The organism is Brevundimonas sp. ALps5, from assembly GCF_058681645.1.
In genome coordinates this window covers 4,122,739-4,139,366 of sequence record NZ_CM178744.1, presented here as the reverse complement: position 1 = coordinate 4,139,366, position 16,628 = coordinate 4,122,739, and the positions used below count along the sequence as shown (strand labels likewise).

The window sequence follows — 16,628 nt, the reverse complement described above, 5'->3', positions numbered from 1 at the left end:
GTTTCGTGAGACAGGATCGGCCTGAACCTGGGGAGGATCACATGGGTGTTCGGGCGTGGATCGGGGTGGCGTTCGTGGGGCTTCTGCTCTTCGGGCCGATGACCGTTCAGGCGCAGGTGCAGCCTGTATCACTGGAGGCCGTCGCCGAGGCGGTAGACACGGGCGACCTCGCTGCGCTGCGGCGGGTCTCGGCTGATCAATCATTGATCGGGCAACTGCGTTCCTCTGATCCCGACACCCTGATCGCCTTCCATCTGGCCCTGGCCCAGGCCTATGCCGAGGCGGGGCTGAAGGACGAGGCGATCAAGGCCTATCAGGACGCCCTGACCGCCATCCTACAGTTCAGGGGGCAGGGCGACATTTCCATGGCGGCGCCGATGGAGGCTGTGGCGCGGCTGTCGGACACACCGGCGAAGAAGGCCCAGTGGCTGCTGACCGCCTATGATCTGCGCGAGGGCGTCTGGGGGCGGGGCAACCAGAACCTCAAGCCCTGGCTGGACGAGCTGAACGCGGCGCGGGTCTCGGCGGGGCTGGAGCCCTTCGCTTCGCGGGGCGGAGAGGAGGGGCCGCCGCCTCCGCCGCCTCCGCCGCCTGTTCCGGGGCAGCCGCCCTCGACCGACGGCTTTCGCGAGGTGCAGGTCTGGTACGCCACCCACCGCGCCCCGACCGGCGACCTGACGCCGGCGACCTTCTATGGCGGTCAGAGGGCGGCGCTATCCTTCGGCGTCGCCGAGGTCAGCGTGCCCAACAACCGCAATCCGGGGACCATCCCGCGGCCGTCGATCTGGACCCTGGAGTTCCGGCCGGATCCGGAGAAGCACATGATCCTGAACAGCGTGACGCCGGTCACGGATCGCGACGCCTTCTTCCAGCGCGTGTCCTCGGTGGTGGCGCGCAGCCAGCAGAAGGAGGTCTTCGTCTTCATCCACGGCTACAACACCAGCTTCGAAGGCGCGGCGATCCGCACGGCCCAGCTGGCGGTGGACATGAACCTGGACGGGGCGCCGATTCTCTATTCCTGGCCGTCGCGGGCCAGCCTGCTGGGCTATCAGGCCGACACGCGGACGGTGGCGGATCAGGCCCTGTTGAACGAGGTCGCGGACTTCCTGACCGACGTCGCCAACCGCACCGGGGCGACGCGGGTGCATCTGGTGGCCCACTCCATGGGCAACCGGGTGCTGGAGCGGGCGCTGGACGTGATCGCGGCGCGGACACCCAACCAGCCGCCGATGTTCAATGAGGTGGTGTTCGCCGCCGCCGACGTCGGGGTGGACGAGTTCGAGGCGACCTGGCCTCGCATCCTGCACACCGGCCGCCGCTTCACCCTCTATGCCTCGCAGCGCGACCGGGCGCTGCAGATCTCGCAGCAGGTCAACCGGATGCAGAGGGTCGGCGATGCGCGCAACATCATCGTGCGCGACGGGCTGCAGACGGTGGACACCACGGCGGCCTCGGGCGGACTTCTGGGCCACGACGACTTCGCCGGGAGTGCGCTTGCCGACTTCCGGGCGGTGATGTGGCTGTCGCTGGCGCCGGACAAGCGTTGCGTGCTGGAGACCGCCCAAGCGGCGCAAGGCCAGCGCTACTGGGCCTTCGGCGGCGGCTGTCCGGAGCAGGAGTTCGTCGAGGACACCGAGACGGTCCGCGCCGACGGCGGCATCGACAAGGCCCTGGCCAAGCTGGACGCCGACACGGCCAAGGCGGCGATCGTGGCCCGGGCGGCGCTGGTGAGGAAGCGCGAGCGGCTGGCGGCGATGTTCGGGATCAGTCAGTCGATTGCGGGAGAGACCACGTCTCCGGCGGCGCCCAGTCCGGCCGGCGCACCGTAACGGGACGACCCTCGACGGTCAGATCGCCGTCGATCCGGTCGAGGCGGAGGAGGGCCATGGCCGAGCCTTCCGCGCCCGTCATCACCTCGCCCGCGCGCCGGTCGCCGTTCAGCAGGACCTCGGCCCCGGTCGCGGGCGCCGGACCGTCGAAGACGAGGGGCAGCATGCGGTTGCGGATGGCGCCGCGCCGCTTCATGCGCGAGGTCGTCTCCTGGCCGACGAAACAGCCCTTGGCGAAGTCGATGCCGTTCAGCAGGTCGAAGTCCGCCTCGATCGGATAGGTGCGGTCCACGGCCACGTCGCGCGCCGGATCGGGCACGCCGACAGCCAGACGATGGGCGTCGTAATCGGCCTCGGTCGCGGTGGTGGTTCCGGTCTCGCCGTAGCGGCGGCCGCCGAGCAGAGCCGTGCGCGGATCGGCGACGAAGCCGTCGGCGACCTCGGGCCATGAGGCCGTGACCGGGCGGTCGTCGGCGGCGACATCGACCCTGGCCCGGAGTTTGTACATCGTCAGCCGCTGGATCACGGCCTCGCGCCGGTCGGCGGCGACATCCAGCAGGACAGCGTCCCGGTCGCCGAACAGGAAGAGGTCGAATAGCAGCCGTCCGGGCGGGGAGAGCAGGGCGCCGAAGCGCAGTTCGCCTTCACCCAATGTCTCGACATTCTGGGTCAGAAGATTGTTCAGGAAGGGCTTTGCATCCTCACCCGACACACGGATCAGGGCGCGGCTGTCGAGGTGGGCGGTGCTTGTCATGCGGCCAAGATAGGGTTGGCGCGTTCTGGGGGCGAGGCCCACCCACTCATCTTTCCGGGAATGTTTTCCACTGAACCCGGTTGAACTGCCTGTTTCATCTCTCTGAACCTTCGATAGAATCCGTATACGGTCCATCCATGGCGGCGCGTTTTCCCATTCTCTACATCGCCGAGGCCGAGGCTGAGGCCGCCGTTCTGTCGTCCGGCGTGCTGGCCTACCTCGTCGAGGCCATGCCCCAGGCGACCTTTACGGTGGTGGGGTCGCCCGCGACCTCGCCCCTGTTCGCCGACGTCCCGCGCCTCGACAAACTGCTGACCCTGGACCGCGACGGCCGGTTCGAATGGATCGCCCTGTGGAACCAGGTGCGGGAGACGAAGTGGGGTCTGGTGGTCGACATGCGCGGCTCGACCCTGTCGGGCAGGCTGAAGCGGCAAAAGCGGGCCGTGCGGGGCAAGGACAATCCCGAACTGCATGCCGTCGAGCAGGCCGCCGACATCCTGAAGCTGGACGAAGTTCCGTCGCCGAAGCTTTTCATCGGCGAGGAGACGCAGGCCGCCGCCGACGCCCTGGTCCAGCCGGACGGCAAGCCGATCCTGGCGGTGGGGCCGGGCACGGACTGGATCGGCAAGCGCTGGCCCGCCGACCGCTATTCGCGCATCGCCGCCGCCCTGCTGGCCGACGACGGGCCGCTGGCGGGCGGGCGGCTGATGATCGTGGGCGAGGAGGCTGACCGCGACCTGGCCCACACCATCCGCCTGGCCGTGGCGCGCAACCGGGTGATCGAGACGCAAGGACGGCTGACGCGGCTGCAGACCGCCGCGGCCCTGTCGCACGCCTCTCTCTACGTCGGGGCGGACTCGATCTGGACCCAGCTGGCGGTCGCCGCGGGCGTGCCCTCGGTCGCCGCCTTCGGTCCCTCGGACGAGACGAAGGTCGGGCCATGGCAGGGCGCATCCGTGCGCGGTCCGCGCTCGCTGGACGAGTTCAAGGCGCTGGATCCCAAGCTCAACCAGGCCATCCAGCATATGATGGACCTGCCCGCCGAACGGGTGCTGAAGGCGGCGAAGAAGCTGCTGGCCTCGCGTCGCTAGAGCCCGGCCACCGCGCCCGGAACCCAGGCCTCCAGCGCCGCAGTGTTGGTGATGTCGCCGGGGAAGGGGACCGCCGGATCGAAGGGGCCGAACAGGGGCGGGGCCGAAAGAGCCGCCTTCTGGAGCGTGCTGAACCCGCCCAGACCGGACGGCAGGTCGACCGAGCGGACCTCCATATAGCGGGTGGGCGCATTGGTGGCGGCGCCGACCTGGATCGCGCCCAGCCGCAGCAGGTGATCGACGACCAGGGTGCAGGAACTGAAGCAGGCGGCGTCGGTCAGGACGACCAGCTTGCCCGGGAACAGCGGGTGCGGCGGCGGCGGAAGCTGGGTGCGTTCGGTCGCGACCGTGCAGCCGTCCAGCGAGGCGGTCAGGGGGCGACCGGCGGCGAGGGCGGCGTCCATTTCGGCCCCTTCGGCGTTCCAGAAGTCGGCAGAGTCCGGCATCCGTGCGGCGTAGGCGGCGAGACTCTTGCGGTTGTCCGGCGAGGCGCGCCAGACGGTGGGGCAGTCGCCGCCGCCCGAGGACGAGATGGCCTTCATCGGCTCGTCACCGAGCAGGATCGATGCGACCTGATCACCGAAGCGGGAGTTGCCGCCGCCGTTGCCGCGCAGGTCGATGACCACCATAGGCGCGGCGCGCAGCTCGGCCTGTCTGGCGCGCACGGCCTCGACGACGGGGGCCACGGAGTCGTCGAAGGATTCGAAGGCGATCCAGCGGGCCTCGCCGACGGCGCGGACGCCATAGCCCGCGTGGCCGGTCAGGCGGCGGCCGGCGCGGATGCGGGGGAAGTCCTCGGCCGTGACCGGACGCCAGTTCAGTGCGACATCGAGCGGCTGGCCTTCGGCCTCGAACCGGCACTGGCGCGGGCGGGCGATGAAGGGATTGCCGTCGTCCAGCACGACCCAGATGGAGTTGACGGTCAGCTGGGCGGCGATGTCGGGGTCCGGGACGCGATCAGCGGTGCGCTCCCGCAGCAGGGTCGCCGCCGGGGTTCCGTCGCAGGCGACCAGCCGCGCGCCCTCGGTCGGGCCGCCGGGCTCGGTGACGGTCACGACGAGATCGACGCCACGTTTGACCACCATGAAGCCGGGCCAGCTCTTGACCGGCAGGCCGCTCTTCGGCGCCCAGGCGATGTGGTCGTCGCCGAGGCCAGAGGCGAAGCCGCGCAGGGTGGCGGCCATGCCGTCGGCGTCCCGGACCTGAGGAACCCGGGCTTGAGCCTTCGTCAGGCTGGCGGCGAAGCGGGCGGTGAAGGCGGCGTCGCCGACCTCGGGGACCATGGCCGGGTGGTTGTCGCGGATCAGGGCGGCGGCGGCCTCCAGATCCGTGCGCGTCAGGACGGGCCAATCGGTCGGGCTTTCCTGAGCAAAGGCGGGCGCCGACAGGCACGCGGCCGCGAGGGCCAGAACGAGGCGGATCAGCGGTTTCATGGGGCGCTCCGGGAACGGCCGAGCTTCCGATGGGGGTCGCGTCGCTTCAAGTGAAACTCTTGCAATGCTTTCCCCGGTCCGAGGAGGCGTCTAGAACCGGCGCGCCCGAGACAGCTTCAGGATTCCCGCCATGACCAAGACCTATGACCTGATCGTGCGGGGCGGCGAGGTCTGTAATCACGCCGGGCGCGGGATGGCAGACGTGGGGATCAACGACGGCCGCGTCGAGTTCGTCGGCGACCTGTCGCAGGCCTCGGCGGGCGAGACCTTCGACGCCACCGGCCTGACGGTGCTGCCGGGCGTGATCGACACCCAGGTCCACTTCCGCGAGCCGGGGCTGGAGTGGAAGGAAGACCTTGAGAGCGGATCGCGCGCGGCGGCTCTGGGCGGCGTCGTCGCCGTGTTCGAGATGCCTAACACCGAGCCCTCGACCACCGATCCGGACGCCCTGGCCGACAAGCTGGCGCGGGCGCGCGACCGGATGTGGACCGACCACGCCTTCTACATCGGCGGCACCCACGGCAATGCGTCGATGCTGGGCGAGCTGGAGCGTCTGCCCGGCTGCTGCGGCATCAAGGTCTTCATGGGCGCCTCGACCGGGACCCTGCTGGTCGCCGACGACGACGGGGTGCGCGAGGTGCTGCGCCATGTGAAGCGGCGCGCGACCTTCCACTCCGAGGACGAATACCGTCTGGTCGAGCGGCGCCCGCTGGCCCGCACCGGCGACTGGACCAGCCACCCCGAGGTGCGCGACGCCGAGAGCGCCATCCGCTCCACGAAGCGGCTCGTGGCCCTGGCCCGCGAGACCGGCGCGCGGATCCACGTCCTGCACGTCACGACGGCCGAAGAGATCGAGTTCCTGGCCGACAACAAGGACGTCGCCACCGTCGAGGTCACGCCCCAGCACCTGACGCTGGACGGTGACGAGGCCTATGCCCGTCTGAAGGGTCTGGCCCAGATGAACCCGCCGATCCGCAGCCAGCCGCATATCGCCGGCCTGTGGCGCGGCATCGAGCACGGCGTCGCCGACGTCCTGGGCTCGGACCATGCGCCCCATACGCTGGAAGAAAAGGCGCGGCCCTATCCGGCGTCGCCGTCGGGCATGCCGGGGGTGCAGACGCTTGTCCCGGTGATGCTGACGCACGTGGCCAACGGGCGGCTTTCGCTGGAGCGGTTCGTCGACCTGACCTCGGCGGGCGCCAACCGGGTGTTCGGCACGGCGGGCAAGGGGCGGATGGCCGAGGGCTATGACGCCGACCTGACCATCGTCGACCTGAAGGCGAAGAAGACCCTGATCCACGCCGACATGGCCACCCGTTCGGGCTGGACGCCGTTCGACGGCTTCGAGGCGACCGGCCTGCCGATGGCGACGATCATCCGCGGCCGCACGGTGATGCGCGACGGCGAGCTGATCGGTAAGGCAGGCGGCCGTCCCGTGCGCTTCCAGGAGACGCTGAAGCCGTGACGAAGCCCGGGGGCAGGCTGGGTCTGATCGGCTTCGGCGCCTTCGGGCGGCTGACCGCGCGCCATCTGTCGGAACGGTTCGAGATTTTGGCCTATGATCCGGTGGCGACGGATGATCTTGGGCTGGTTCAGCTGACCGGTCTGGCGGAAGCCGCGGCCTGTCCGATCGTCATCCTGGCCGTGCCGGTCGAGGCGCTGGAGGCGACGGTGACGGCTATCGCGCCCCATGTGGCGCCGGACGCCCTGATCATCGACGTCGGTTCGGTGAAGGTCCTGCCCGCGCGGCTGATGGCCGAAGGGCTGCCGCAGGGCGTGCGGCTGGTCGGGACCCATCCGCTGTTCGGGCCCCAGAGCGGCAAGGACGGGATCGCGGGCCTGAGGATCGCCGTCTGTCCGATCAACGACGACCGGGCGGCTCGGCGGGTGGCCGCCTTCTGCCGGTCCATGCTGGGGCTCAAGGTGTTCAGCGTCTCGCCCGAGGATCACGACCGCGAGGCGGCGGTGGTGCAGGGACTGACCCATCTGATCGCCCGGGTCCTGCTGGCCATGGAGCCCCTGCCGAGCCGGATGACGACCGCCAGCTTCGAGCGGATCATGCAGGCGGTGGAGATGGTGCGCCACGACAGCCCGGCGGTGTTCCGGGCCATCGAACGCGACAATCCCTTCGCCGCCGGGGTCCGCGAGCGGTTCTTCGCCCTCGCGGACGAGGCCCGCGCGGAACTGGACGGTCCCGAGGGTTAGTGGGCCTTGATGAAGGCCGCGACGGCGTCGACAACGCCCGGGGCCAGAGGCAGGCTGGGGTCGCGGTAAGTCGCGGCGTTGCCGGCGGGGTCGGCGGGCGCGACCTTGAGCACATGATTGACGCCCTCGAACGGGACGAGGGTCGCGTCCGGGCGGGCGGCTGACAGGGCCTCGGCGTCGGTCATCTTCACCTGCAGGTCCGTCGTGCCCTGGCCGATGAACAGCGGACCGCGATACGCCGCGGCCAGCTTCGCCGGGTCGAGCGGCAGCCAGGAGATCAGATAGGGCTGGACCGAGGGGCGGAAGAGGGCGGCTAACTGCGGCGGGGCGTCGGGGACGGTGCGGCCGGCCTCGAGCTCGGACAGGGCCGAGAAGGCCTGGGTCTTCAGTGGCTCGGGCATGCCGGCCATCTGCTCGCGCAGGACCGTGGCGGCAGGACGGCCCGCGCCCGACAGGGAGATGACGCCGCAGATCCTGTCGTCGGGCGTCTGGACGGCTTCCAGCGCGACGAGGGAGCCCTCGCTGTGCCCGATCAGCCAGGCGCAGGGCTGGCCGGCGCGGGTCGCGGCCTCGGCGGCCCAGGCGCGGGCGTCCGCGGCGTAGGCGTCGAAGCGGAGATCGGCCTCGCTGGTCAGGGCGAAGGCGCTGGCGCCGATGCCGCGTTTGTCGATGCGCAGGGTGGCGATGCCTTCGGCCGCCAGCCCCTCGGCCAGCAGGCGGTAGGTCCCGGCCGAGACGCCGAGCGGATTGTTCCCGTCGCGGTCGGTGGGGCCCGAGCCCGGGATGATGACGGCGACGGCGGTGGTCTGGCCCGCCGGGGTCAGCAGGGTCCCGTGCAGGGGCGACGGCGGGACGGGGAGGGCGACGTCGGTGGACGTCTGTTCCGTGGCGGCAAGCGTCAGGGCGCCCGCGAGCAGGAGGGTCAGCATCGTTCAGTCTCCGAAAAAGAGGGTGGGACGCGAAATCAGAAGGGCTGGCGGTCGGGATCGGTCCGCCACACGCGCCAGCTTTCGAACACGGCGAGGACGGCGCTGACGATGACAAAGGCGAAGAAGGCCTGCAGACCCAAAGGCTGGGGCATGAAGGTGGCGAGGATCACGGCGCCGATCCCGCCGAAGAACCAGAGCCGACCGGCGAGACGGTTCGATCGGTCCCACGCGGTGCGGCTCTTGTAGGCCCAGGGCGTCTTGACCCCGACCCATGGATTGGGGCCGACGCGGCCGAGCAGGGCGCCCAGGGCGGCGAACAAAAGGCCGAGGGCCGCCATCATCGTCCCCGGACCGTCAGCGCGCTCGCCGACCCCGCCGAGGCTGAAGGCAGTCATCGTCAGGGCGATGACGACGAAGGCGATCAGGAGTACGGCCTGGCCGGCCTTGAGCCCACGGCTGCGCGCAGCGTCGCCATCCTCCTCCGCTCTCGCCGCCGCCAGTCCGAGGGCGCCGCCCAACACAAGGCCGAGGATGCCCATGCCGCCGATCAGCAGAGCCAGTTCGGTCCGGTCGCCCCAGCCGTCGACCTGTCCCGAGCGGTTGAAATGCATGGGAATGTCGCCGGTCGGGCCGTTGATGGCCGTGTTCCCGGCCAGGATCATCTGGGCCGCGAAGGCGAGCCCGGTCAGCTTATCGAGCGGCGTGAGTTTCAGGGTCATGTTTCGGTCTTCCCCTTGGGAGCGGGCAGCGGGTCGTCCGCCGTGGCGCCCGTCCCCGCGATTTCCATGAGGAAGGCCATGGCCTCCTCGACGGCGGAGATCTCCAGCCGGTAGCGGATGGTCTGGCCCTCGCGCTCGGGGCTGACGAGGCCGGCCTCCTTGAGCGCGTTCAGATGGCCGGTGATGGTCGGCCAGCTCATGTCGAACGCGGCGGCGATGTCGCCGGACGCCATGGGGCCCTTGCGCAGCATCGCGACGATGCGGCGGCGGACCGGGTGCGACAGGGCCTTGAACAGGGTGTTCATGAGGCAGGATCCTAATTAGGAATTTTCCTAATCGCAAGCCTTATTTCGGCAGTTGCCTAAGAAGGCCGCCGCCAGCTTTTGCGAAAGGCTTGCAAGCGAGGCGAGGACCGGGTTGAACCGGCGCATCATTGAAGGAGCCCGCCATGAACATCAGCGACCAGATCGTCCTCGTCACCGGCGGGGCGCGCGGCGTGGGGGCGGCGGTGGTCCGGGCCTTCGCGGCCGAGGGCGCGCGGGTGGTGATCAACTGGCGCGCCAGCGGCGACCGGGCCGAGGCCCTCGCGGCCGAGCTGGGCGACCGGGTCATGGCGTATCAGGCCGACGTCGCCGACCGTTCGGCGGTCGAGGCCATGGTCGCGGCGACCGAGCACCGCTTCGGCGGGCCGATCACCACGGTGGTCAACAATGCGCTGGACTACAGCTTCAACGGCGATGCGCGCTCGGTCCTGACCGACATCGGCTGGGCCGAGATGGAGAGCCAGTTCTCGACCGTGGTGCGCGGCGCCCTGAACGTCATCCAGGCCTGCGTGCCCGGCATGTGCCGCAACGGGGGAGGGCGCGTCGTCAACATCGGCACCAACCTGTTCCAGAACCCGGTCGTGCCCTATCACGACTACACCGCCGCCAAGGCCGCGCTTCTGTCCCTGACCCGCACGGCGGCGGGCGATCTGGGGCCCAAGGGGATCACCGTCAACATGGTCTCGGGCGGACTGCTGCGGACCACGGACGCGAGCGCCGCCACGCCCGACGCCGTCTTCGACCTGATCGCCGGCATGACGCCGCTGCGGTCGGTGACGACGCCGGAAGAGTTCGCCGACGCGGTCCTGTTCTTCGCCTCGCCCTGGAGCCGGGCGGTGACGGGGCAGAACCTGGTGGTCGATGGGGGGCTGGTGCGGGATTGAGGCTGTCTCCTCCCTGTCGCGCAGCGATGGGGAGGTGGCGCGGCGCTTCTTCAGCGCCGTGACGGAGGGGGCGACGCCGTATTGCCCGAAGAGTCCGTCACCTTCATCGCTTCGTCGCCCCCTCCGTCTCCTCGCAAGGGTTCGGAGCCACCTCCCCATTCGCCCAGCGGCGAACAGGGAGGAGACGAAAGGGACGCCTCAGATCGAGAAGCTGACCCCGCAGCCGCAGCTGGTCGCGGCGTTCGGGTTGCGGACCACGAACTGGGCGCCGGCCAGTTCATCGACGTAAGCGACCTCCGACCCCTTCAGGAAGGGGACCGAGACCGGGTCGATCAGCAGGGTCTGGCCGTCGGTTTCGATGCGGAGGTCGTCGGCCTCGGCGGTCTGGACGAGGTCCATCTGGTACTGGAAGCCGGAGCAGCCGCCGCCCTCGACGGCGACGCGTAGCATGACCGTGTGACCCTCGGCGGCGCCGAGCTTGGCCAGACGCTTCGCGGCGCTGGGCGACAGGACGATGCCCTCGGGCGTGCGGGTCGCCACTTTCAGTTCAAACGGAGCAGGTTGGACGCTGGTCATGGCTGTCTATATGAGACGCCGGGGGCCGCACGCAAAGGCCCGGCCGATCACGAAACGCGACCCGCTTGAGCCAGACGCCTCCGACCGACACCCCTTTCGCCGACACCTGCGGCTTCGCTCCCTATGCGGAGATCCCGGCGGACACCCTCGGGCGGCTGGTCCCGGAGCCCGCGAGCCGGACGCGCAACGCCTTCGCCCGCGACCGCGACCGCATCATCCATTCGACCGCCTTCCGCCGTCTGAAGGGCAAGACCCAGGTCTTCGTGGCCCATGAGGGCGACCATTACCGCACCCGCCTGACCCACAGTCTGGAGGTGGCCCAGATCGCCCGGTCGCTGGCCCACGCCCTGGGGCTGGATCAGGACCTGGCCGAGACCATCGCCCTGGCCCACGACCTGGGCCATCCGCCGTTCGGCCATGCCGGTGAGGACGAACTGCAGGTGCAGATGGAGCCGTTCGGCGGCTTCGACCACAACGTCCAGACCTTCCGCGTGGTGACCAAGCTGGAGCGCCGTTATCCGGGCTTCGAGGGCCTGAACCTGTCGTGGGAGACGGTCGAGGGGGTGGTCAAGCACAACGGCCCGGTGACCCACAAGCTGGACGACCCGGCCTGGCAGGCCATCGCCGATTATACCCGCACCAGCGACAATCCTGACTGGGACCTGAGGCTGGACAGCTTCGCCTCGCTGGAGGCCCAGGCGGCGGCCATCGCCGACGACATCGCCTACAACAACCACGATGTGGACGACGGTCTGCAGGCCGGGCTGTTCACCCTGACCGATCTGGCCGGGGTGCCGCTGATCGGGCCCGCTCTGGCGAGCGTGCGCGCCGACTGGCCCGAGCTGGACGACCGGATGGTGCGGCTGGAGGCCGTGCGGCGGATGATCGGCCTGATGGTCGACGACGTCCTGGCCGAGACCGAGCGGCGGCTGGCGGCGGACCGGATCGTCACGCCCGAGGACGTGCGCGCGGCCAAGCGGACCCTGATCCAGTTCTCGGACGCCATGATGGCCGATCTGGGTGTGCTACGCGCCTTCCTGTTCCAGCGCATGTATCGCCACTACCGCGTCAACCGGACCCGCAGCCAGGCGCGGCGAATCCTGGCCGAGATGTTCCAGCTGTTCATGGCCGAACCCGAGGTTCTGCCGCCGGAATGGTTTGGCCGGGCGGGGTCGGATGATCTGAACCGGCGGGCGAGGGCGGTGTGCGACTACATCGCCGGCATGACCGACCGCTATGCGATCGAGGAGCATCGGCGGCTGTTCAGCATCGACCTGATCCGCGAGATGTGAATTTCACCCCAACTGTGATTCGTCTGCGGGGGCGGGCGGGTTAGAGTGTCAGGCCGCGCGCCGATTCGCGCCGGGCCGAGAGATCAAGCGCACATGTCCTACGACGACAACAACCGCCCGAACGACAGCCGCGACCGGGGGCCGTATACGCCGCCGACCGACGATGACCTGCCGTTCAACCGCGGCGGTTTCGACGCGCGTCGCGGACCGCCGGCCAAGGCCCCGCCCGTGACCCTGATCGTCAGCGCCGTGGTGCTGCTGGTGCTGATCATCGCGGTGGTGGTCTTCTATCGCTCGGGCCTGCGCGCCTCCAACGACGTGCCGCCGGCCGTGGGCACGCCCGTGGGCCAGATGAAGGTCGAGGCGCCCCAGGACGCCCAGCCCGTCGATGAGGAAGCCGGCGTCGACGTCTATCGCGACGAGACCCCCTCGACCGAGACGGCCCCGACCTTCACGCCGCCGCCCGAGACGGCCCAGCCGCGCCCGGCGCCGCGTCCCCTGCCGCCGGTGGTCTCCGACGAACTGCCGCCCGCGCGTCCTGCGCCGGCGACCGCGACGCGTCCGGTCCCGACGCCGCCCGTCGTGCGGCCCTCGCCCCAGGCGACCCAGACCCCGCCGACCCCGGCGCCCGCCGCGGGCGGGGCCTCGGCCGTGCAGATCGGCGCCTTCTCCTCGACCGCCATCGCCGACCGCGAATACGCCGCCGTCGCCGCCCGCTTCCCGCAATATGCGCGCGGCGCCCAGAAGCGCGTTCAGGAAGTCACCGCCTCGAACGGGTCGACCGTCTATCGCACCACCTTCTACGGCCTCAGCCGCGAGCGGGCCCAGGCCTTCTGCTCGGCCATCCAGGCCGCCGGCGGCGATTGTCTGGTGCGCTGAACCCGGTGAACAGCGCCGCCATCTATGGGTGTCTGGGAACGGCCCTGACGGACGAGGAGCGGGCCTTCTTCGCCGACGTCCGGCCGTGGGGCTTCATCCTGTTCCGCCGCAATGTGGAGACGCCCGATCAGGTGCGCCGCCTGACCGACGCCCTGCGCGACAGCGTGGGCTGGGAGGCGCCGGTTCTGGTCGATCAGGAAGGCGGCCGGGTCCAGCGTCTGGGACCGCCGCACTGGGCCAAATATCCGCCCGGCGACGCCTATCTGAAGGCGACCAACGACCCGATCACCGCGCGCGAGCTGGCGCGGCTGGGCGGACGGCTGATGGCGCATGATCTGAAGGCGGTCGGCATCAATGTTGACTGCGCGCCGGTGCTGGACGTGCCCGTGCCCGGCGCCCACGACATCATCGGCGACCGCGCCTATGCCCGCGATCCGGCGCTGGTGGCCCAGCTGGGCCGGGCGACGGCCGAGGGGCTGCTGGCCGGGGGCGTCCTGCCGGTGATCAAGCACATGCCCGGCCACGGCCGCGCCTTCGCCGACACCCACAAGGAGCTGCCGACGGTCCATGCGGACCTCGACGCCCTCGACGCCTGGGATTTCGCCCCGTTCAAGGCCCTGTCGGACATGCCGATCGGGATGACGGCCCACATCGTCTTCACCGCCATCGACAGGAAGCGTCCGGCCACCCAGTCGAAGAAGGCGATCAAATTGATCCGCGAGCGTCTGGGCTTCGGCGGCCTGCTGCTGTCCGACGATCTGGTGATGAACGCCCTGAAGGGCACCCTGACCGAGCGGGCGGAAAAGTCGCTCAAGGCCGGCTGCGATCTGGTCATCCATTGGAATGGTGACCTCAACGAGATGCGTCAGGTCGCCGAGGGGGTCGGTCGACTGAAGGGGGGAGCGGCCCGCCGAGCCGAGGCCGCGCTGGCCCGCATCGTCCATACGCCCGAGCCGCTGGATATGGTCGAGGCCCGCGAACGCTTTGACGCCATGCTCAAGGGCCGCCTGGACGCCGCGAAGGGCGCGGACGTCGGCGAAGCGCAGGCCTAGATCGTGACCGAGGCCTTCCAGCCCAATCTGGACTTCGCCGCCGTCGAGCAGATCGATGCGGGCGAGGCCTTCGTGGTCGATCTGGAGGGCTATGAAGGGCCGCTGCACGTGCTGCTGGCGCTGGCGCGGACGCAGAAGGTCGATCTGCTCAAGCTGTCGATCACCAAGCTGGCCGAGCAGTATCTGGCCTTCGTGCATGAGGCGCGGCGGCGGAACTTCTCGCTGGCGGCCGACTATCTCGTGATGGCGTCGTGGCTGGCCTATCTGAAATCGCGGCTGCTGCTGCCGCGCACCGACAAGGGCAAGGGCGACGAGCCGCCGGCCGAGGACATGGCCGCGATCCTGGCCTTCCGCCTTCAGAAGCTGGACGCCATGAGGAAGGCCGTGGAGGCCATTCAGGCCCGGCCCCAGCTGAAGCGCGACGTCTTCACCCGGGGCGACCCGGAGGCGACGGTGATCGTGCCGTCCGACCGCATCGACGCCAGCCTGTACGAGCTGATGAGCGCCTATGTGATCCAGCGGCGGCGCGAGCAGGCGCGGCACTATACGCCCGGCCAGCGGGTCGAGGCCTTCGGGCTGGAGGCGGCGCGCGACTGGCTGCGCGATGTCCTGCCCCGGCTGGAGGAGTGGACGACGCTGGATCAGGTCGCGCCCCTGCGTGGCGAGGGCGACGACGGCCCCAGCCAGGCCAGCTTCACCGCCTCGACGCTTTCGGCCAGTCTGGAGCTGGTCAAGGAAGGGGCGATGGACGTGCGTCAGGACGGGGCGTTCGAGGACATCTATCTGAAGCGGCGCGGAATCGGCTTCCCGCTGGAGCTGCAGCCGTGACCGATCTTCAGTTCGTACCCGATGAGACCGAGATGGAGCGCCGCGTCGAGGCGCTGCTGTTCGCCGCCGCCGGGCCGCTGTCCGCCGCCGAGATCGCGCGCCGCCTGCCCGAGGGGACCGACGTCGGTGCCGCCATCTCGGGCCTGCGCAAGCGCTATGAGGGCAGGGGGGTGGAACTGGAATGCGTCGCCGACCGCTGGCGCTTCCGCACCGCGCCGGACCTGTCGTTCCTGATGACCGAGGAGCGGGAGGAGCCGCGCCGTCTGTCCAAGGCCGCGCTCGAGACCCTGGCCATCATCGCCTATCACCAGCCCGTCACCCGGGCCGAGATCGAGAGCGTGCGCGGGGTGTCGATCTCGCGCGGGACGCTGGACCTGCTGCTGGAGATGGGCTTCGTGCGGCTGCGCGGACGTCGCCGCACGCCGGGCCGTCCGGTCACCTACGCCACCGCCGACCGCTTCCTCGAACATTTCGGCCTGGCCAGCCTGTACGATCTGCCCGGCGCGGCGGAGATGAAGGCGGCGGGCCTGCTGGATCTGTCCCTGCCCACAGGCTTCGAGGTGCCCGACCCCTCGCGCGGTTCCGACGCCGACGAGGAGGACCCCATCGAGGAGGGCGACCACCCCGAGTTCGCGCAGGATTTCGTGGGGGATTGAAGTCCGCGTCTCCTCCCCGCGCAGCGGGGAGGGGGACCGCGAAGCGGTGGAGGGGCTTTGAGGCGCCGCGATCGCTTGAAGAGCCCCTCCGTCTCCTCGCGAAGGGCTCGGAGCCGCCTCCCCACTGCGTGGGGAGGAGACTAAGCCGTCAGCGCCCTCGGCAGTTTGAACGTCACCGTCTCGCGCTCACCGGGGTCGTTGACCATGGTCGTGTCGAAGCGGTCGGCGATGGCGGCGAGGAGGGCCTGGATCAGGGGCTCGGGGGCCGAGGCGCCGGCGGTGACGCCGACGGTGTCCACGCCCTCGAACCAGCGCCAGTCGACCTGGGTGGCGTCGTCGACCAGCCGGGCGTCCTTCGCCCCGCCGCGCAGCGCCACCTCGACCAGCCGCACCGAGTTCGACGAGTTGGGCGAGCCGACCACCAGCACCAGGTCGCAACCGTCGGCCAGCACCTTGACCGCCTCCTGACGGTTGGTAGTGGCGTAGCAGATGTCTTCCTTGTGCGGGTCCGGCAGCTCAGGGAACCGGGCCTTGAGCGTCTTCAGGATCTCGGCGGTGTCGTCCATCGAGAGCGTCGTCTGGGTGGCGTAGGCGAGGGGCATCTCACCTGGCCGCTGAACTGTCTCGGCGTCCTCGACGGTCTCGATCAGGGTGATGGCGCCCTCGGGCAGCTGGCCCATGGTGCCGATGACCTCGGGGTGGCCGGCATGGCCGATCAGCAGGATGTGGCGACCCGCATTGTGGTGACGCTCTGCCTCGACATGGACCTTGGAGACCAGGGGGCAGGTGGCGTCGAGGAACAGCATCTCGCGCGCCCGGGCGCTGGCGGGCACCGACTTGGGCACGCCGTGGGCCGAGAAGACGACGGGGCGGTCGTCGGGGCATTCGTCCAGCTCCTGGACGAAGACGGCGCCCATGGCCTTCAGCCGCTCGACGACATGGCGGTTGTGGACGATCTCGTGGCGCACATAGACGGGGGCGCCGAACTTCTCGATGGCCCGTTCGACGATCTGGATGGCGCGGTCCACGCCGGCGCAGAAGCCGCGCGGCGTGGCGAGGCGAACCTTGAGCGGGCGTTTGATCGGCGCATGGGCGTTCATGGCGCCAACCTAGGACTTTCCGGGCCAAATCGCTACCGGCCCGCCACAGTCGGCGTGAGGCTGCGTGTCTTTCACGCG

Annotated in this window: 17 protein-coding genes; 10 read left to right on the top strand and 7 right to left on the bottom strand. The window is 70.1% G+C overall.

The features are described from left to right. Positions 1–41: 41 nt before the first annotated feature. A complete protein-coding gene (locus tag ACW172_RS19905) occupies positions 42–1,829 on the top strand; it encodes an alpha/beta hydrolase (RefSeq protein ID WP_492033116.1) in 1,788 nt (595 codons plus the stop codon). Here the strand turns inward: ACW172_RS19905 and ygfZ are convergent. Beyond that, a complete protein-coding gene (gene ygfZ, locus ACW172_RS19900; RefSeq protein ID WP_492033115.1) occupies positions 1,765–2,583 on the bottom strand; it encodes a CAF17-like 4Fe-4S cluster assembly/insertion protein YgfZ in 819 nt (272 codons plus the stop codon). The two genes, ACW172_RS19905 and ygfZ, sit on opposite strands and share 65 nt — an antisense overlap. 137 nt (positions 2,584–2,720) lie before the next feature. Here ygfZ and ACW172_RS19895 point away from each other — a divergent pair, with 137 nt between their 5' ends. Then, positions 2,721–3,674 (top strand): glycosyltransferase family 9 protein, encoded by a 954-nt coding sequence (locus ACW172_RS19895; protein WP_492033114.1) that lies wholly within the window; start codon positions 2,721–2,723, stop codon positions 3,672–3,674. Here ACW172_RS19895 and ACW172_RS19890 read toward each other — a convergent pair. Then, positions 3,671–5,107 carry a S41 family peptidase gene (locus ACW172_RS19890; RefSeq protein ID WP_492033113.1) on the bottom strand — a complete coding sequence of 479 codons (1,437 nt, stop codon included), beginning with the start codon at positions 5,105–5,107 and terminating at the stop codon, positions 3,671–3,673. The genes ACW172_RS19895 and ACW172_RS19890 overlap by 4 nt on opposite strands. 130 nt (positions 5,108–5,237) lie before the next feature. On the opposite strand from ACW172_RS19890, the gene ACW172_RS19885 reads away from it, so the two are divergent. Both ACW172_RS19885 and ACW172_RS19880 read left to right on the top strand, forming a co-directional pair. Continuing rightward, positions 5,238–6,572, top strand: coding sequence for a dihydroorotase (locus ACW172_RS19885; protein ID WP_492033112.1), 1,335 nt, complete (start codon positions 5,238–5,240; stop codon positions 6,570–6,572). Further along, positions 6,569–7,312, top strand: a complete 744-nt coding sequence (locus ACW172_RS19880; RefSeq protein WP_492033111.1) for a prephenate dehydrogenase/arogenate dehydrogenase family protein — start codon at positions 6,569–6,571, stop codon at positions 7,310–7,312. Before ACW172_RS19885 ends, ACW172_RS19880 begins: the two co-directional genes overlap by 4 nt. On the opposite strand, the gene ACW172_RS19875 is transcribed toward ACW172_RS19880, so the two are convergent. Genes ACW172_RS19875 through ACW172_RS19865 form a run of 3 tightly spaced genes read right to left on the bottom strand, consistent with a single transcriptional unit; the run spans position 7,309 to position 9,265 of the window. Then, entirely contained in the window at positions 7,309–8,241 is a 933-nt protein-coding gene (locus ACW172_RS19875; RefSeq protein ID WP_492033110.1) for an alpha/beta hydrolase, read from the bottom strand. The genes ACW172_RS19880 and ACW172_RS19875 overlap by 4 nt on opposite strands. Before the next feature lie 35 nt (positions 8,242–8,276). Beyond that, complete coding sequence (locus ACW172_RS19870) at positions 8,277–8,960, bottom strand: SdpI family protein (RefSeq protein ID WP_492033109.1); 684 nt, start codon at positions 8,958–8,960, stop codon at positions 8,277–8,279. Continuing rightward, positions 8,957–9,265: a metalloregulator ArsR/SmtB family transcription factor gene (locus ACW172_RS19865; protein WP_492033108.1), complete on the bottom strand. Its 309-nt coding sequence runs from the start codon at positions 9,263–9,265 to the stop codon at positions 8,957–8,959. Before ACW172_RS19865 ends, ACW172_RS19870 begins: the two co-directional genes overlap by 4 nt. A 143-nt stretch (positions 9,266–9,408) precedes the next feature. Here ACW172_RS19865 and ACW172_RS19860 point away from each other — a divergent pair, with 143 nt between their 5' ends. Next, on the top strand, positions 9,409–10,167 hold the full coding sequence (locus ACW172_RS19860) for a 3-oxoacyl-ACP reductase (protein WP_492033107.1): 759 nt from the start codon (positions 9,409–9,411) through the stop codon (positions 10,165–10,167). A 198-nt stretch (positions 10,168–10,365) separates the two neighbouring features. Here the strand turns inward: ACW172_RS19860 and erpA are convergent, their stop codons facing one another. Beyond that, entirely contained in the window at positions 10,366–10,743 is a 378-nt protein-coding gene (gene erpA / locus ACW172_RS19855; RefSeq protein WP_492033106.1) for an iron-sulfur cluster insertion protein ErpA, read from the bottom strand. A 65-nt stretch (positions 10,744–10,808) separates the two neighbouring features. Here erpA and ACW172_RS19850 point away from each other — a divergent pair, with 65 nt between their 5' ends. The 5 genes from ACW172_RS19850 (at position 10,809) to scpB (ending at position 15,450) form a co-directional block, all read left to right on the top strand. Next, positions 10,809–12,035 carry a deoxyguanosinetriphosphate triphosphohydrolase gene (locus ACW172_RS19850; protein WP_492033105.1) on the top strand — a complete coding sequence of 409 codons (1,227 nt, stop codon included), beginning with the start codon at positions 10,809–10,811 and terminating at the stop codon, positions 12,033–12,035. A 93-nt stretch (positions 12,036–12,128) separates the two neighbouring features. Further along, positions 12,129–12,914, top strand: coding sequence for an SPOR domain-containing protein (locus tag ACW172_RS19845; protein WP_492033104.1), 786 nt, complete (start codon positions 12,129–12,131; stop codon positions 12,912–12,914). A gap of 5 nt (positions 12,915–12,919) precedes the next feature. Beyond that, positions 12,920–13,966: a beta-N-acetylhexosaminidase gene (gene nagZ / locus ACW172_RS19840; RefSeq protein ID WP_492033103.1), complete on the top strand. Its 1,047-nt coding sequence runs from the start codon at positions 12,920–12,922 to the stop codon at positions 13,964–13,966. 3 nt (positions 13,967–13,969) lie between these two features. Then, on the top strand, positions 13,970–14,794 hold the full coding sequence (locus ACW172_RS19835; protein WP_492033102.1) for a segregation and condensation protein A: 825 nt from the start codon (positions 13,970–13,972) through the stop codon (positions 14,792–14,794). 32 nt (positions 14,795–14,826) lie between these two features. After that, positions 14,827–15,450, top strand: a complete 624-nt coding sequence (scpB, locus tag ACW172_RS19830) for an SMC-Scp complex subunit ScpB (protein ID WP_492035025.1) — start codon at positions 14,827–14,829, stop codon at positions 15,448–15,450. 140 nt (positions 15,451–15,590) lie between these two features. Here scpB and ispH read toward each other — a convergent pair whose 3' ends face one another. Further along, positions 15,591–16,550 (bottom strand): 4-hydroxy-3-methylbut-2-enyl diphosphate reductase, encoded by a 960-nt coding sequence (ispH, locus tag ACW172_RS19825; RefSeq protein ID WP_492033101.1) that lies wholly within the window; start codon positions 16,548–16,550, stop codon positions 15,591–15,593. Between the last annotated feature and the right edge of the window lie 78 nt (positions 16,551–16,628).